Raw genomic sequence first — 16,465 nt, forward strand, 5'->3', positions numbered from 1 at the left:
CCGGCATTGAGATGTTCCGTCGGATGCTCGATGAGGGGCAGGCCGGGGACAACGCCGGGATCCTGCTGCGCGGGATCGACAAGGAGGACCTGCAGCGCGGTATGGTGCTGTGTAAGCCGGGCTCGATCACCCCACACAAGAAGTTTGAGTGTGAGGTGTATGTGCTGAGCAAAGACGAAGGCGGCCGTCACACGCCGTTTTTCAAAGGCTACCGCCCGCAGTTTTACTTCCGTACGACCGATGTGACCGGATCCTGTGAGCTGCCCGACGGGGTAGAGATGGTGATGCCGGGCGACAACGTCAGCATGACGGTGACCCTGATCCAGCCGGTAGCGATGGAAGAAGGGCTTCGGTTTGCGATCCGCGAGGGCGGGCGCACCGTGGGAGCCGGCGTGGTAAGTGAAATTATTGAATGACTAATGAATCCGGGAGGGTCATCCTTATGATGACAGCCCTCTTAGCGAAATTACACGTGGAGAGAATAGGTTCTGTCTGTTGAATCTACTCTCTTGGTGTATCTACGGGTGTAGCTCAATTGGCAGAGCAGCGGTCTCCAAAACCGCAGGTTGTGGGTTCAAGTCCTTCCACCCGTGCAAGTTTTGAATGATTAAAAAACAATCATGGACAAGATTAAGGAATTTTTAGAAGGTGTTCGGAAGGAGATGAAAAAAGTCTCTTGGCCGAGCCAGAAGGAGCTGGTTGATAACACTGTCATAGTGATGGTGTTTACGGTTCTGATTTCCGTATTTATCTTCGTAGTAGACCAATTATATAGCACCATATTAGGGGCAATTTATCAATGACCGCTGAAAAACAATACGACTGGTATGTAGTACGCTGTTTCTCCGGGCATGAAAAAAAGGTCAAGCGTTACCTGGAGCGAGAAATTGAACTGCAGGGAATGGAAGATAAGATTAATGAGATATTGATCCCTACAGAAACTGTTATTGAAATACGTTCAGGCAAAAAAAGGACCAGGGAGAAGAATTTCTTTCCAGGCTACTTGCTGCTTCACACGATCTATGATGAAGAGGTAAATAATCTTGTTCAGGGAGCGCCTTCTACACTGGGATTTTTGAAAAGTGGAAAAAATGATAAAAAGCCCAATCCACTCAGAAAGCAAGAAGTAAAACGAATCCTGGGTCGGGTGAAAGATAATGAAGAGATGATGGAGCAGGGGGGTAAAATTGAGATCCCCTATAATGAAGGTGACCTCGTGAAGGTCATTGACGGGCCGTTCAAGGATTTTGACGGGACCGTCCAAGAGGTAAACACCGATAAGCTCAAACTAAGAGTTATGGTAAGTATTTTCGGTCGAAAGACCCCGGTTGAGGTCGATGTGAACCAGGTAGAACCTGCGACCTAAAACCGAAACGTCACTTGATGCAAAGTGAGCTATTACGCGGCAAATCGAAAAGTTAATCTATTACGATTTAATTAACAGAAATGGCAAAACAAGTTGATACTGTCTTAAAGCTTCAGATCCGTGGTGGTCAGGCAAACCCTGCACCTCCGGTCGGTCCTGCATTAGGTCAGGCAGGGATCAACATCATGGAGTTTTGTAAAGCGTTTAACGCTGCTACGCAAGAAGATGCCGGTACTATTATTCCGGTTGAGATTACGGTCTTCGTAGATAAGTCGTTTACGTTTAAAACTAAAACTCCACCTGCAGCTGTACTCCTTAAGCAGGCAACCGGTGTCAAAACCGGATCCGGTGAGCCCAACCGAACTAAAGTAGGTGAGGTCACATGGACGCAATGCAAGGATATAGCAGAGCAGAAGATGGAAGATCTTAATGCCCACGACGTTGAGGCTGGTGCCGAGATGATTGCGGGTACCGCCCGAAGTATGGGACTGCGAGTTTTAAGAGACAAATAAAGGAACGATAGTATAATGGCAAAACGAGGAAAAAAGTATCGCGAGGCCGCTGAGCTCATAGATCCGGATTTAGAATATACTCTGGAAGAGGCATGTGATCTGGTGAAAAAGACCTCGAAAGTGAATTTCGACGCATCTGTTGATATGGATATCAAGCTCGGGGTTGATCCCCGGCATGCCGATCAGATGGTGCGCGGTTCCGTTTCCCTGCCGCACGGTACGGGTAAAGAGGTTCGTGTGTTAGCTCTGGTAAGTGAAGCCAAGCAAGAAGAGGCAGAAGAAGCCGGGGCAGATCACGTAGGTCTCGATGAATACATAACGAAAATCGAAGAAGGTTGGACCGACATCGATGTAATTGTTGCCACTCCTGATGTCATGGGTAAGATCGGTCGACTCGGTAAAGTTTTAGGACCGAGAGGCTTGATGCCTAACCCCAAGAGTGGAACCGTTACAGAAGATGTTGCGGAGGCAATTAAAGAAGTGAAAGCTGGAAAAATTGAATTTCGTGTAGATAAGTATGGCATTCTGCACGCTTCAATTGGAAAGGTAAGCTTTGAGCCAAACGAGCTTAGAGAAAATGCAATAGAATTCCTGAGAAAGGTGCATAGGTTACGACCGGCATCGGCCAAAGGACTGTATTTTCGGGGCGTATATATGAGTTCTACAATGGGCCCCAGTATTACTCTGAGTCGTTCATCCGTAATTTCAGTGTAAGAAATTAGAGGTAGATAGCAATGCCAACATTAGCACAGAAAAAGGCAGTAGTTGAAGAGATAACCGAAGATCTGAATAATTCAAATGCACTGTATATAACGAATTATTCCGGGATGTCGGTTGCTGAAATCAATGAGCTGCGTAGCGAATTCTACAAAGGAGACATTAAATACAAGGTATACAAAAATACCTTGGTTAAACGCGCGATGGATGAGGTTGGAGGTTATGATGACTTGTACCCTCATTTGGTCGAGCAAAATGGATTTGCCTTTGTGGAAGAAGAGCTTGCCGCACCTGCTAAAGTAATTAAGAAGTTCAAAGAAGAGCATAAAAAGCCCCAGTTTAAAGCAGCCATTATTGATGGCGACTTTTACGGGGAAGATAAGCTCGAAACTTTAGCAGCAATGAAATCCAAGAGCGAAGTTATCGGAGATATTGTTGGTCTCCTGCTCGCTCCTGTATCCAATGTTGTTAGTGCGCTCCAGGCTCCCGGCAAGAAGGTCGCCGGCGCTGTTGAATCCATCGCCGAAAAAGGCGAAAACTAAACAATCATTACCTAAGAATTTTAATTCATAAAGATCAATTCGGAGAATCAAAATGGCTGACGTTAAAGAATTAGCTGAACAACTAGTTAACCTAACTGTAAAGGAAGCAAACGAACTGGCACAAGTTCTTGAAGAAGAATATGACATCAAGCCTGCTCAGGCTGCAGTTGCAGTTGCCGGCGGAGCTGGTGGAGAAGGCGGCGGAGAAGAAGAACAAACAGAATTTGATGTTGTTCTGAAATCTGCCGGTCAGAAGAAGATTGCCGTTATTAAGGAAGTTCGCGGCATTACCGGTCTTGGCCTGAAAGAGGCTAAAGAGCTGGTTGACAATGCTCCTAATGCAGTTAAAGAAGGTATCGCAAAAGCTGAGGCTGAAGAAATCAAGTCAAAGCTTGAAGATGCCGGCGCAGAAGTCGAGCTTAAGTAAGTTTGTATTGTACATACAATTTAGCCGTAGCCAATATCGTTATAATCGGTATTGGCTATTGGCGTCTCAATCGTATGTGCATTTAATCCTTATTCCCTTTTAGCCCTTGTTGCTATTACATGCTCGTCACTATCACATTAATTTAAAGGAGAGGTTCCTTTGAGTACGAACAATTCCATGAAGAAGGTCCCGTTCACCGATCGTCTTTCTTTTGCTGAAACTGAACATGTACTGGATTATCCCGATTTTCTTGATATCCAGCTCAAGTCGTTCAATAATTTTACCCAACTGGATGTTGCTCCTGAAGATCGGAAAAATCAGGGTCTGCAAAAAATATTCAATGAAAATTTTCCTATCCAGGATTCGAGAGAAACACATATTCTCGAATTTCTCCACTATTCGGTGGATACACCCAAATACAATATTAAGGAGTGCCAGGAGCGCGGTCTGTCTTATGCCGTGCCGTTGAAGGCAAAACTCCGCCTCTCCGCTGTAGATGATGAGGATGAGGCCACAGAAACAATCGAGCAGGAAGTGTTTCTGGGTGATCTCCCGTGGATGACCGAACGTGGTACATTCATTATCAATGGGGCGGAACGAGTAATTGTGAGTCAACTTCACAGGTCACCTGGTGTGTTTTTCGGGCAGAATGTACACCCGAACGGCACGCAGCTTTATAATGCACGCGTTATCCCGTTCAAGGGTTCCTGGATTGAGTTTTCTACTGACATCCGAGATGTCCTTTGGGCCTATATTGACCGGAAGAAAAAAGTGCCCGCCACCACGCTTCTTAGGGCACTCGGTTATTCTGATGACGATGAAATTTTCAGCCTATTTGAACTTTCTGAACGCGTTGACTGCAGTGACGAAGAGAAGTTTATGGAAAACTGCGTTGGAAAACGCCTGGCTTCAGAAATTTCAGTCGAAGTGTTGGAAGAGGTTGTTGACGAGGAAACCGGTGAGGTAACAGAAGCAAAAAGCCGTAAGGTGCTTCTGGAACGTGATCACGAGCTGGAGGAAGAGGATTTTGCAACGCTTGAAGAAGCGGAAGTTGAGAGTGTCCGGGTTCAGAACCTGGCTCCCGAGGATTCCGAGCGTAACGTGATCATGAATACCTTGCGCAAAGATCCCGCACATGATGATGAGACAGCCCTGGCTGAAATTTATCGCCAGATCCGAACCGGTGAGATGCCGGATGCTGAAACGGCACGCCAGATCCTGGAGCGGTTGTTCTTCAGTGATAAGAAGTATGATCTGGGTGAGGTTGGTCGTTACCGGCTGAATAAGCGCCTGAAGCTGGATGTGGATATGGATACCCGCTACCTCGTGAAGGAAGATATCGTAGCGATTGTTAAAGAGGTTATCCGCCTGAAAAACATGAAGTCACAGGTTGATGACATCGATCACCTGAGTAACCGACGGGTTCGTACCGTAGGTGAGCAGCTTGGGCAGCAGTTCTCTATCGGACTTGCCCGAATGTCTCGCACGATCAAGGAGCGAATGAACTCTCGCGATGCTGAGCAGCTGACGCCGCAAGATTTGGTAAATGCACGCACGATCTCCAGTGTGATCAACACCTTCTTCGGCACGAACCAGCTTTCACAGTTTATGGATCAAACCAACCCGCTTGCCGAGTTGACGCACAAGCGTCGTATGTCGGCATTGGGACCTGGAGGCCTTACACGTGAACGTGCTGGTTTCGAGGTTCGTGACGTTCACTACACGCACTATGGACGTCTCTGCCCAATTGAAACGCCTGAAGGCCCGAACATTGGTTTGATTTCCTCACTTTGTGTGCATGCCAAGGTTAATGACTTCGGCTTTATAGAGACACCATATCGCAAAGTCGAGGAGCAACAGGTCACCGATGAAATAGAGTATCTCTCGGCGGAGCAGGAAGATGAAACTGTTATTGCACAGGCGAACGCTCCATTGAATGATGAGGGTATTTTTGCCAATGAGAACGTCTTCTCCCGTTTCCGGGATGGTAACTATCAACTGGCCAAGCCTGATCAGATCGGGTATATGGACGTTTCTACGAACCAAATTACGTCTCTGGCCGCGGCCCTGATTCCGTTTATTGAGCACAACGATGCAAACCGTGCGCTCATGGGATCAAACATGCAGCGCCAGGCTGTACCGTTGCTGCGACCTGAATCCCCAATTGTCGGAACTGGTCTTGAACATCGTGCTGCTAAGGACTCCCGCGCTATTATCGCCGCAGAAGCCGACGGGGAAGTGGTTTATGTCAGCTCTGAAGAGATCCGAGTGAAGTATGAGCGGACGGAGATGGAGCAAACCTGCCATTTTGATGAAGGTATCAAGAGCTATGAGCTCAAAAAGTTTGAACGCACCAACCAGGACACCACGATTAACCAGCGCCCGATTGTAAGTCAAGGCGACAAGGTTAAGAAGGGGGATACCCTGGCTGACGGCTGTGCCACCGACGGTGGAGAGCTTGCCCTCGGACGTAACCTGCTTGTCGCTTTCATGCCCTGGAGAGGTTATAACTTTGAGGATGCTATTGTAGTGAGTGAACGCATCGTTCAGGATGACGTTTATACCTCGCTACATATCCAAGAGTTTGAACAACAAGTACGTGATACCAAGCGTGGGGAAGAGGAGCTTACCCGAGAAATTCCTAACGTAAGTGAAGATGCTACCAAAGATCTTGATGAACAGGGTATTATACGGGTTGGCGCTAAGGTAAACCCGGGCGACATTCTGGTAGGTAAGATTACGCCTAAAGGGGAAACTGATCCAACTCCTGAAGAGAAACTGCTTCGCGCCATCTTTGGTGACAAAGCCGGTGATGTGAAAGATGCCTCACTGAAGACACCACCGGGCGTTTCCGGTACGGTGATCAACACTAAGCTGTTCAGCCGTAAACGTGATGAACAGATCTCCCGTAAAGAGGAGAAAAAGATGGTTGAGCAGGAGAATGAGCGTCATGCTGAAAAGGTTAAAGAGCTAAACAGCAAGATGTACGACAAGCTCTATACCTTGCTGCGTGACAAGACTTCTCCCGGCGTTTATGATCTGAATGGTGTAGAGCTCATTCCAAAAGGTGAGAAGTATCGTAAATCTGATTTTGAAGAGATTGATCCCGTAATCATCAATGAAAACATTGACTGGGCTACGGATGAAGATCTCGTGGAACACGTAAGATTACTGTTTAAGAATTACCGAGAAATCCGTAAAGAGATTGATACGGAAGCAAAGCGTCGGAAATACCAGATTCAGGTGGGTGATGATCTTCCTCCTGGAATTATCCAGAACGCTAAAGTCTATGTCGCCAAAAAGCGTAAGATGCAAGTTGGCGACAAGATGGCCGGCCGCCACGGTAACAAAGGTGTGGTTGCAAAAGTAGTTCCGGTTGAAGATATGCCTTATATGAAAGATGGGACCCCGGTAGATATTCTGCTGAACCCATTGGGCGTACCTTCCCGAATGAACCTCGGCCAGATTTATGAGACCATTCTTGGCTGGGCAGGCAAGAAGCTCGGTGTTAAGTTTGCTTCACCAATATTCGACGGTGCCTCTTACGATCAGGTACAGGATAAACTGGAAGAGGCAGGATTGCCGAAAGATGGCCGTGTAACACTCTACGATGGTCGTACAGGCGAATCCTTCGACCAGAAGACAACGGTAGGTTACATCTACATGCTGAAGCTGAATCACCTTGTTGAAGACAAGATGCACGCCCGTTCTATTGGGCCATACTCACTAATTACTCAGCAGCCGCTGGGTGGTAAAGCACAATTTGGTGGTCAGCGTCTTGGTGAGATGGAGGTTTGGGCACTCTACGCTTATGGAGCGTCCAACATCCTCAAAGAGATGCTCACTGTTAAAAGTGATGATGTTAAAGGCCGCTCAAGAGTGTATGAGGCTATTGTTAAAGGTGAAAACCTCCCTGATGGCGACGTACCAGAATCATTCAAGGTATTGTTGCGCGAACTGATGGGCCTCGGCCTTGAAATACACATAGACTAAATTGAATAAAGAATTTGTACTGTTAATAAAAGTTAATCCGGAGGTACATCCTTGCCGACTACAAATACATTAACGGTCACGAAAGACTTCAGTAATATTGGAATCTCTCTGGCATCACCGGAGACGATTCTGTCCCGTTCACACGGGGAAGTCTTGACTCCCGAAACAATCAACTATCGTACCTTTAAACCGGAGATGGACGGTCTTTTCTGTGAAAAGATCTTTGGTCCGGTCAAAGATTACGAATGCCACTGCGGCAAGTACAAGCGTATCCGTTACAAGGGTATCATTTGTGACCGCTGCGGTGTTGAAGTAACCCGAAAGGCTGTCCGTCGCGAGCGTATGGGACATATCTCCCTGACCGTGCCGGTAGTGCACATCTGGTACTTCAAGTCACTGCCAAACAAACTGGCATATCTGCTTGGATACTCATCCAAGAATCTTGAAAAGGTCGTTTATTATGAAACACATGTAATCATGAATCCGGGTCTTGCAAGAGATCTCGGTTACAAACGGGGCGATCTTGTCACTGAAGAGGAATACTATGATATTCTTGATCAGCTCCCAGACGATCAGTATGAACTGGATGATGAGGATGAAGATAAATTCATCTGTAAGGAAGGCGCCGATGCAATTGAAGATCTGCTAGCAGGTCTAGACTTGGACAGCCTTGCCTATCGACTGCGTTACGAGGTTCGTAATGAGACCTCCCAGATGCGGAAGAAAAAGAAACTGAAACGACTGCAGGTGATCGAATCTTTCCGTGCCGCTAACCAGCACACGGAGAATCGACCTGAGTGGATGGTACAGCGTGTTATTCCTGTCATTCCTCCGGAACTGCGTCCACTGGTACCGCTTGAAGGTGGACGATTTGCGACTTCAGATCTAAATGACCTGTATCGACGTGTAATCATCCGAAACAACCGCCTGAAGCGACTGATTGATATCAAAGCGCCGGATGTGATTCTGCGGAATGAGAAGCGTATGCTGCAGGAAGCGGTCGATTCGCTTTATGATAACTCAAGAAAATCCAACGCGGTTCGTAATAACAACCGGCCGTTGAAGTCTCTCAGTGATATGCTGAAGGGCAAGAGCGGACGATTCCGTCAGAACCTGCTTGGTAAGCGGGTTGACTACTCCGGTCGTTCTGTAATCGTGGTTGGACCAGAGCTCAAAATGCATGAGTGTGGTCTGCCGAAAGAGATGGCTGTTGAGCTTTACAAGCCATTTATTATTCGCCGACTCATTGAGCGCGGGTATGTGAAGACGGTTAAAAGCGCGAAAAAGGTTGTTGACCGACGCGACCAAGTGGTTTGGGAAGTCCTTGAAAATGTGATCGACGGACACCCTGTACTGCTGAACCGTGCACCAACATTGCACCGACTGGGTATCCAGGCCTATCAGCCGGTACTCATCGAGGAAAAAGCCGTGCGATTGCACCCGCTCTCCTGTACTGCTTTTAATGCTGACTTTGACGGTGACCAGATGGCTGTGCACGTGCCGTTGAGTCACGACTCAATCCTTGAGGCATCCGTGCTGATGCTTGGTTCGCATAACATCTTGAGTCCTGCAAGTGGTGGACCTATTGCAGTTCCGTCGCAGGATATGGTATTGGGTATTTACTACCTGACCAAGATGGCGAATGATCAGCGTGGGGAGGGCAAGACTTTTGCCAACACCGATGAAGTGCTGGTAGCATGGGATCAGGACAAGATTGACATGCACGCAAAGATCAATGTCCGGGTTCCTGTTTCAGGTGAAGGTGATGATACGGAGTATGAGATCATCAAGACGACCACAGGCCGGGTATTGTTTAATGTTATTCTGCCTCCGGAAATTAAATTCATTAACAAAACGCTTGGCAAGAAGGAGCTTAGAAAGCTGATCGGGGATATCCACAGCGAAGTTGGAACAGCCCGCACAGCTTCCTTCCTTGACAAGATGAAGAAGATGGGTTTTGAAAAGGCAACGACCGGTGGCCTGTCTTTTAACCTGGAGGATATCGTAATTCCTGATGAAAAGATGGAACTTATCGACAAAGCCCAGAGCGAAGTTTCGGACATTACCGACCGCTATGAGATGGGTTTTATTACCGATAATGAACGGTATAACCAGGTTATTGATAAATGGACCAGCACGACCAACCGGGTATCAGAGTCTCTGTTTAACGCATTGACTGCTGATCGAGAAGGATTCAACCCGGTATTTATGATGGCTGATTCCGGTGCACGTGGTTCCAAAGAGCAGATTCGACAGCTCGGCGGTATGCGTGGACTGATGGCCAAGCCGCAGAAAAGTTCGCAGCAGTCCGGTAACGAGGTTATCGAGAACCCGATTCTCTCAAGTTTCAAAGAGGGATTGACGGTGCTCGAATACTTTATCTCAACACACGGTGCGCGTAAGGGTCTGGCCGATACGGCACTTAAGACCGCTGATGCCGGTTACCTAACCCGTCGTCTTGTGGATGTATCGCAGGATATCATCATTAACGAAGAGGACTGCGGTACGCTTCGTGGCATTAAGATGAAAGCGTTGAAAGATAACGAGGATGTCATCGAGAGCCTCGAAGATCGTATCCTCGGTCGCGTTTCGCTCCACGATATTTACGATCCAATCTCAGATGATCTGATCTGTGAAGCGAACCAGCTTATTGATGAATCGGTAGCGAAGAGCATTGCTGAAACCTCAATTGAAGAGGTTGAGATTCGTTCAGTACTGACTTGTGAAAGCGAACGTGGTGTATGTGCAAAATGCTACGGCCGTGACCTCTCCCGTGGAACCATGGTTCAAACCGGTGAGGCTGTGGGTGTTATCGCAGCTCAGTCTATTGGTGAGCCCGGTACACAGCTTACGTTGCGTACATTCCACGTTGGTGGTACCGCTTCCCGCATGGAGTCAGAATCGCAGCACAAGACCAAGTTCGAAGGGAAAGTCGAATTTGAGAACGTACGTATCGTAGAGTACGATGATGGCGAAGAGGTACAGAATATTGTACTGAGTCGTGCCGGAGAGATTAAGATTCTCGACGAGGAAGGCAAAGTTCTTACGACGTACAACGTGCCTTATGGCTCTGAACTCCTCGTTGAAGAGGGTGATACCGTGCCGAAGGGTGTTCCGCTTTGTAAGTGGGATCCATACAACGCCAACATCTATTCGGAAATTGATGGTGTTGTTGAGTACAAAGATATCATGGAAGATATCACCTACTCAGAGGAGACTGATTCACAAACCGGTCACCGTGAGAAAGTGATTATCGATTCCAAAGATCGTTCGCTGGTACCTACCCTTATGGTTAAAGGCGATGGCGATCGCGTTATTGAGAAGACACTGCCGGTTGATACCCACATCACTGTTGATGACGGTGAAGAGGTTCAGGCTGGTAAAGTGCTTGCCAAGATTCCACGTGCGACGGCAAAATCGAAAGATATTACTGCTGGTCTGCCGCGTGTTACCGAGCTGTTTGAAGCTCGTTCACCAAGCGAACCTGCTGCTGTCTCCGAAATTGACGGTATCGTTCGCATGGGTGGTCGCAAGCGTGGTAAGCAGGAAGTTATCGTTGAAAGTAAAGACGGTACGGATGAAAAAACATACCTGATTTCCCTGTCCAAGCACATTCTGGTGCAGGAGAATGATTATGTAGAAGCCGGCCAGCAGCTTTCCGACGGTACAGTACCTGCCGAAGAGATCCTCAATATCCTCGGACCATATGCGGTTCAGTCTTACCTGGTGAATGAGATTCAGGAGGTTTACCGATTGCAGGGTGTTCGTATCAATGACAAGCACATTGAGGTCATTGTACGAACGATGATGCAGAAGGTTGAGGTAACCGATCCCGGTGATACCATGTATCTTGAAGGAGATAAAGTTGACCGATTTGAGCTGAACAATAGGAATGATGAGCTCATTGGTAAATTCGTGGTAACCAACCCGGGCGGAAGCGATCTCAAACAAGGCCGAATTCTTGATCGAAGAGAAGTTCGTGAAATTAATAACGAACTGATTAAGGAAGGTGTAGAGGAGCTGGAGACCCGAGAGGCCGAACCGGCAATTTCGAAGCCGATCTTGCTCGGTATTACACGTGCAGCACTCTCAACTGAAAGCTGGCTCTCAGCCGCTTCATTCCAGGAGACCACCAAAGTCCTTACACAGGCATCTATTGAGGCTAAGAAGGACTACTTGATGGGTCTTAAGGAAAATGTTGTGGTTGGCCACAAAGTACCTGCCGGTACAGGTCTTCGTAAGTATGAAGATCTTATCGTCGGTTCCAGGAAAGAACTGGATGAAGGCGAAGAAGAAGTGGCACGAGTCTTTGAAGAACTCGGCGCCGACGCCGAAAATGGAGAGGAAGCTGCGAAAGCAGCAAACGTGGAAGAGGAAGAGTCATAGCCTCTCTGTAGAATTAAATTTAAAAAGCCCGGCTTCAAGAAAAGTCGGGCTTTTTCTTTTTAAATGGGCTGTCGGAAATTTAAGGAAAGTGTATCAAGATTTCACAGAGGTGGTAGCGCTATTATGATTCCTTTTTCTCCTCTTCCTTGGTCTCCTCAATAGAATCTAACAGGTGTTCGGCCTCCTTGATCAGGTCTTCTGCACGTTGACGGGCATCCTCAACTACCTCATCACCTTTGCGTTTGGCTTCGGATATCGCATGCTTTTCTTCCGAAAGCCGTTCTATCAGGTGAGTAAGTTCATCGACGTAATTACTTAGTCGATATGAGATAACATTTCGGGTATTGCTTCCTTTATCCGGAGCGTACAAAAGAGCTATCACGGACCCAACGAGTGCACCCGAAAGTAGTCCAAGAGTAAAGTCTTTAGATCGGCTCATACTTTATCAAATCCTTTCTTAACAGTTAAGCTTTTGTCAATAGATAATATTGATGTAAAATAGGTAAAATGTTTACCTAGTGTTAATATGCAACATGCTAGATACATATTAAAGTTTCAGTAATATTTTTTTATCTTTAGGGTAGACTAAAACAAAGGAATGCAATACAAAAATAATCCTGTTATGAAATTTTTTATTGACACTGCGGATTTGGATGAAATTAGTGAAGCTAATGACTTGGGAGTCTTGGACGGAGTTACAACCAACCCGAGTTTGTGCGCCAAAATCGGGGTTGAAGATTTTGAAGGCCACATTGCTAAAATATGCAATATCGTTAGTGGAGATGTCTCAGCTGAAGTGGTCTCTACAAAGTATGAAGATATTGTAGCCGAAGGTCGTCACCTGGCAGCGATTGCTGATAATGTTGTTGTGAAAGTGCCCCTTATTAAAGAGGGAATCAAAGCGATAAAGACACTTTCCGGTGAAGGCATTAAGATCAATTGTACGCTGTGCTTTTCGGCGACGCAGGCTGTAATTGCGGCAAAAGCTGGTGCTACCTACATCTCACCCTTTATTGGGCGTATCGATGACATATCTTCAGATGGCATGCAACTAATTGAAGATGTGGTTACCATCTATGACAACTATGGTTTTGAAACCGAAATTTTGGCGGCAAGCATTCGTCACCCGATGCATGTCCTAGAGGCTATGCGCCTTGGTGCAGATGTTGCCACTATGCCGTTGAGCGTGATTGAGCAGTTGCTGGAGCATCCACTTACCGACCGTGGCCTCGACAAGTTCCTGGCCGACTGGGATGCACTCCAGGAGGAAGTCAAAGCCAAGTAATTAAGTTCTGCTAAGACTTATTTTATGCCAGGCTCTATAGCTCTATAGGGGTCTGGCATTTCTAATTTTAAGACTTTCCCACAAGTTTTTGAGCTATTTTGGCCGAGGAAAGTACACCGGGCAGTCCAGCCCCGGGATGCGTGCCTGCTCCTACAAAAAACAGGTTCTCCACATCCTCTGATTTATTATGAGGTCGAAACCACGCAGACTGCGTAAGAATGGGTTCTACGGAAAAGGCCGATCCCTTGTAACTGTTAAGCGTGTTCTTGAAATGAAGGGGATCGATATGGTGCTCGGCAATAATATTTTCCTGCAAATTGGGGAGGTAGTTCTCTTCAAGGAAATTCATGATGCCATCGCGGTATTGAGAGGCCGTTGCCTGCCAATCAGTGTCTCCTCCAAGGTGTGGGACCGGGGAAAGGACATAGAACGCCTCGCATCCATCAGGAGCCAGGGACGGGTCGGTCTTAGTGGGCATATGGAGGTATAGAGAAAAGTCCTCAGACAGTTTTTTATCGTGGAATATATCTTCCAGGAGTCCCCGGTATCGTTCTCCCAGGATGATATTGTGATGAGCCAGATCGGAGTCCAGGTAGCGCCGTTTGGTCCCGAAGTATATCACAAAAAGAGACATGCTGTATTTTAGGTTCTCAATTTTTTTGTTGGAATAAGTGGGTCTTTTGGACTCTGGAATCATATACCGGTAGGTGAAGGCCACATCCGCATTGGAGACGACATGGTCAGCAGTATATTCTTTTCCATTCTTCAGAAGCACCCCTTTTGCCCGTTTATTTTGGATCAGAATTTCATCCACTTCCGCATTCAGGTGAAATGTACCTCCCTGCTCTTTTATAAGTTTTACCATGCCATTGACAATGGATCCGGTCCCCCCTAAAGCGTAGTGGACTCCCCATTCTCGTTCAAGGTAATGGATCATAGCGTAGATTGAGGTGGTATCAAAGGGATTGCCGCCGACCAACAGGGGATGAAAGGAGAAACACCGGCGGAGGAAGTCATTTTCGATGTACTGTGATACGTAACTGTATACCGTCTTGTAGGATTTCAGTTTTATCAGGTCAGGAGCCACCTTGACCATATCCCAGATATTCAGGAAGGGCTGATCTGCCAGTTCTACAAAACCTTTTTTAAAGATCGCTTTGGTACTCTCCAGGAATTTAGTGTATCCACCTCTGTCCGCAGGATTCCATTTTGCGATTTCATTAAGTACAAATTCGTGATTCCCATTGTAATCAAAGGTTCGCCCTTCGTGGTTAAAAATTCGATAAAATGGGTCGCACGGCACAAACTCTATGTAGTCTTCTCGATTCCTACCGGCAGCTTCAAAAATTTCATCAAACAGGAATGGAGCAGTGATAACAGTCGGTCCCCCGTCAAAAGTAAATCCGTCAATTTCATAGACGTAGGCTCTGCCGCCCGGTTTGTCTCTTTTTTCAAAAATTTCAACTTCGTAACCTTTGGACAGCAAGCGTGAAGCGGTAGCCAGTCCCCCAAAACCACTGCCAATTATAATTACTTTCTCTGCCATGGGATCTTGATAAATTTTGGTTTCTATATCGACCAAGTAACCATAAAAGGGCGTTCAGAATTCCAATATTGGCAACTATAATATGGATCACCAGTAAAAAAAAGGATATGAGTGTCTATAGCTGTATTTGAGGAAGCTTTGCTTAATAAAGCAAAAATTTATACTAATGTTTTTAAAAGTATAGTAGGTCTTTTCCTAAAAATGTACTAAGGCTTTTTAAATAATTGTACTAACGCTTTTTGGAAAAGAATAGTTATACTTTACAAAAAAGTGTATGAAGGCTTTTCAAAAAGTATAGTAGGGAAATGTGAATCAGTGCAGTTTAAATTTTATTTTCTTTCGTCTGGAATGGATAACGCATTCAAATATTGTAGAATGTCTTAATTTAATTAGACGGGACCCCAGGGTATCTTCTCAGTTTATCTACGAGTTCTCCAGCTGTTTTACATAACCGTTATAGCCATTGCGTTCGAGCCTGCGCTGCTCTTTTTGAGCCTCATCCTTATCAGTAAAAATGCCATAGAAAACGCGGTACACACGCTGGCCATTGTTTAATTTGAATTCTTCAATCCGGGATCCGTCAATTTCTCTTGATACCTTGTGGGCTCGTTCTTTCTCTTCGTATGAGCCCAACTGTACCGTGAAAGTCGAGGTTTTCAGATCCTTGCCTTCCTCAACACTGCCTTCAACAAGAAACAATTGGACGTTTGCTGTGCCAGGGCCGATCATCTCAATTTCTCTGGCTGCTTTCCTTGACAGGTCTATAATACGGTTGTCTTTAAAAGGTCCCCTATCGTTTACCCGTACGACCACGGATTTGTTATTGTCAATATTTTCGACACGCACAAAAGTATTGAAAGGCAGTGTCCGGTGAGCAGCTGTCAGTGTGTTCATGTCATATATTTCCCCGTTGGCCGTCATCTTTCCATGAAAATTGGGTCCGTACCAGCTGGCCACGCCAGACTCAATCGCATTGTTCATTTTAGCAGGTGCGGGCCCGGCAGGAGGTTTTGTAACACGAGAGGTTATGCCACATGAACTCAGGAACAGCATTGCCGGTACCACGAACAAAAGGTATGTAGACTTAATCAAAACGAGGTATTTAATTAGCTTTTCTAAAAAAAAATTATTGACAGAAATAATAATAATCTGCAGAGAAATAAACATATAGAATTTGCCTGGAGCTGCAGAACGTCATCCTTTTTGGACGTAAGAGAGGTAATCTCCCGATGGGATCCGAGTCAAATTTTCGGTCGGTCGATTATAAAGATAGATCCATGCCGAGATAGTCTCTGGAGTACGGTTTGGGCAATGGACATCACATTTTTGGCGAATATACAGGCTATTTTCTGGTTCATGGGGGTTATATCCTTCATAGGGATCCAGTTTTTGAAATACCTTTGTAGGCCTTTTCAGGTGATAAAGTTCCCCTTTTATATTATTTGGGGAATGGTTGCCGGCAACGACCCCGGGATAGTCTGCCACCAGAAAAAGATGACCCTCGAACTCGGCATTACAGATCAAATATGCATATTCTGTCAACACCTTATGGGCCGGGTGATTGGCTCCACTTTGTAAAGAGCCATAGACAAATAGGTATTCTTCCTCAGGTGCTAAACTCATAATCTCCATTTTTTAATACAGAAACACCGGCTACCCCATTACAAGGATAGCCGGTGTCCAATTTAAAA

The 16,465-nt window shown here is 46.2% G+C and carries 14 protein-coding genes and 1 tRNA gene; 11 read left to right on the forward strand and 4 right to left on the reverse strand.

Annotated elements, in window-relative coordinates; translation table 11 throughout:
* The 10 genes from NC796_RS13070 to rpoC all read left to right on the forward strand — a co-directional run.
* Window positions 1-416 (forward strand): EF-Tu/IF-2/RF-3 family GTPase (locus tag NC796_RS13070; protein WP_409070376.1); only part of this gene is annotated, 416 nt, incomplete at its 5' end.
* A gap of 104 nt (window positions 417-520) precedes the next feature.
* A tRNA-Trp gene (locus tag NC796_RS13075) sits at window positions 521-593 on the forward strand.
* A 27-nt stretch (window positions 594-620) separates the two neighbouring features.
* Entirely contained in the window at window positions 621-803 is a 183-nt protein-coding gene (gene secE / locus NC796_RS13080; RefSeq protein ID WP_310684990.1) for a preprotein translocase subunit SecE, read from the forward strand.
* Window positions 800-1,366 (forward strand): transcription termination/antitermination protein NusG, encoded by a 567-nt coding sequence (gene nusG, locus NC796_RS13085; protein WP_310684991.1) that lies wholly within the window; start codon window positions 800-802, stop codon window positions 1,364-1,366. Before secE ends, nusG begins: the two co-directional genes overlap by 4 nt.
* Before the next feature lie 80 nt (window positions 1,367-1,446).
* A complete protein-coding gene (gene rplK / locus NC796_RS13090; protein WP_310684992.1) occupies window positions 1,447-1,878 on the forward strand; it encodes a 50S ribosomal protein L11 in 432 nt (143 codons plus the stop codon).
* 15 nt (window positions 1,879-1,893) lie between these two features.
* Entirely contained in the window at window positions 1,894-2,592 is a 699-nt protein-coding gene (rplA, locus tag NC796_RS13095) for a 50S ribosomal protein L1 (protein ID WP_310684994.1), read from the forward strand.
* A 20-nt stretch (window positions 2,593-2,612) separates the two neighbouring features.
* Complete coding sequence (gene rplJ, locus NC796_RS13100) at window positions 2,613-3,137, forward strand: 50S ribosomal protein L10 (protein WP_310684996.1); 525 nt, start codon at window positions 2,613-2,615, stop codon at window positions 3,135-3,137.
* Between the two features lie 52 nt (window positions 3,138-3,189).
* Window positions 3,190-3,564 carry a 50S ribosomal protein L7/L12 gene (gene rplL, locus NC796_RS13105; RefSeq protein WP_310684997.1) on the forward strand — a complete coding sequence of 125 codons (375 nt, stop codon included), beginning with the start codon at window positions 3,190-3,192 and terminating at the stop codon, window positions 3,562-3,564.
* Between the two features lie 177 nt (window positions 3,565-3,741).
* The gene (gene rpoB, locus NC796_RS13110; RefSeq protein WP_409070377.1) at window positions 3,742-7,557 is read left to right on the forward strand and encodes a DNA-directed RNA polymerase subunit beta; all 3,816 of its coding nucleotides are present in this window, start codon (window positions 3,742-3,744) and stop codon (window positions 7,555-7,557) included.
* Window positions 7,558-7,608: 51 nt separating this feature from the next.
* Entirely contained in the window at window positions 7,609-11,943 is a 4,335-nt protein-coding gene (gene rpoC / locus NC796_RS13115) for a DNA-directed RNA polymerase subunit beta' (RefSeq protein WP_310685000.1), read from the forward strand.
* A gap of 121 nt (window positions 11,944-12,064) precedes the next feature.
* On the opposite strand, the gene NC796_RS13120 is transcribed toward rpoC, so the two are convergent.
* The gene (locus NC796_RS13120; protein ID WP_310685001.1) at window positions 12,065-12,382 is read right to left on the reverse strand and encodes a YtxH domain-containing protein; all 318 of its coding nucleotides are present in this window, start codon (window positions 12,380-12,382) and stop codon (window positions 12,065-12,067) included.
* Window positions 12,383-12,565: 183 nt separating this feature from the next.
* Here NC796_RS13120 and fsa point away from each other — a divergent pair, with 183 nt between their 5' ends.
* On the forward strand, window positions 12,566-13,228 hold the full coding sequence (fsa, locus tag NC796_RS13125; protein WP_310685002.1) for a fructose-6-phosphate aldolase: 663 nt from the start codon (window positions 12,566-12,568) through the stop codon (window positions 13,226-13,228).
* A 67-nt stretch (window positions 13,229-13,295) separates the two neighbouring features.
* Here fsa and NC796_RS13130 read toward each other — a convergent pair whose 3' ends face one another.
* From NC796_RS13130 to NC796_RS13140, 3 genes are all read right to left on the reverse strand, one after another.
* A complete protein-coding gene (locus NC796_RS13130; RefSeq protein WP_310685003.1) occupies window positions 13,296-14,774 on the reverse strand; it encodes a phytoene desaturase in 1,479 nt (492 codons plus the stop codon).
* 423 nt (window positions 14,775-15,197) lie between these two features.
* Entirely contained in the window at window positions 15,198-15,866 is a 669-nt protein-coding gene (locus tag NC796_RS13135; protein WP_310685004.1) for a septal ring lytic transglycosylase RlpA family protein, read from the reverse strand.
* 102 nt (window positions 15,867-15,968) lie between these two features.
* Window positions 15,969-16,397, reverse strand: a complete 429-nt coding sequence (locus tag NC796_RS13140; protein ID WP_310685005.1) for a gamma-glutamylcyclotransferase family protein — start codon at window positions 16,395-16,397, stop codon at window positions 15,969-15,971.
* Between the last annotated feature and the right edge of the window lie 68 nt (window positions 16,398-16,465).

Source organism: Aliifodinibius sp. S!AR15-10, assembly GCF_031569985.1.
Taxonomy (GTDB): Bacteria; Bacteroidota; Rhodothermia; order Balneolales; family Balneolaceae; genus JAMQKA01.

Excerpts from the sequence above, each read along its gene's own strand:
- secE (WP_310684990.1), top strand. The coding sequence starts at position 621 with ATGGACAAGATTAAGGAATTTTTAGAAGGTGTTCGGAAGGAGATGAAA.
- nusG (WP_310684991.1), top strand. The coding sequence starts at position 800 with ATGACCGCTGAAAAACAATACGACTGGTATGTAGTACGCTGTTTCTCC.
- rplK (WP_310684992.1), top strand. The coding sequence starts at position 1,447 with ATGGCAAAACAAGTTGATACTGTCTTAAAGCTTCAGATCCGTGGTGGT.
- rplA (WP_310684994.1), top strand. The coding sequence starts at position 1,894 with ATGGCAAAACGAGGAAAAAAGTATCGCGAGGCCGCTGAGCTCATAGAT.
- rplJ (WP_310684996.1), top strand. The coding sequence starts at position 2,613 with ATGCCAACATTAGCACAGAAAAAGGCAGTAGTTGAAGAGATAACCGAA.
- rplL (WP_310684997.1), top strand. The coding sequence starts at position 3,190 with ATGGCTGACGTTAAAGAATTAGCTGAACAACTAGTTAACCTAACTGTA.
- rpoB (WP_409070377.1), top strand. The coding sequence starts at position 3,742 with ATGAAGAAGGTCCCGTTCACCGATCGTCTTTCTTTTGCTGAAACTGAA.
- NC796_RS13120 (WP_310685001.1), bottom strand. The coding sequence starts at position 12,382 with ATGAGCCGATCTAAAGACTTTACTCTTGGACTACTTTCGGGTGCACTC.
- fsa (WP_310685002.1), top strand. The coding sequence starts at position 12,566 with ATGAAATTTTTTATTGACACTGCGGATTTGGATGAAATTAGTGAAGCT.
- NC796_RS13130 (WP_310685003.1), bottom strand. The coding sequence starts at position 14,774 with ATGGCAGAGAAAGTAATTATAATTGGCAGTGGTTTTGGGGGACTGGCT.
- NC796_RS13140 (WP_310685005.1), bottom strand. The coding sequence starts at position 16,397 with ATGAGTTTAGCACCTGAGGAAGAATACCTATTTGTCTATGGCTCTTTA.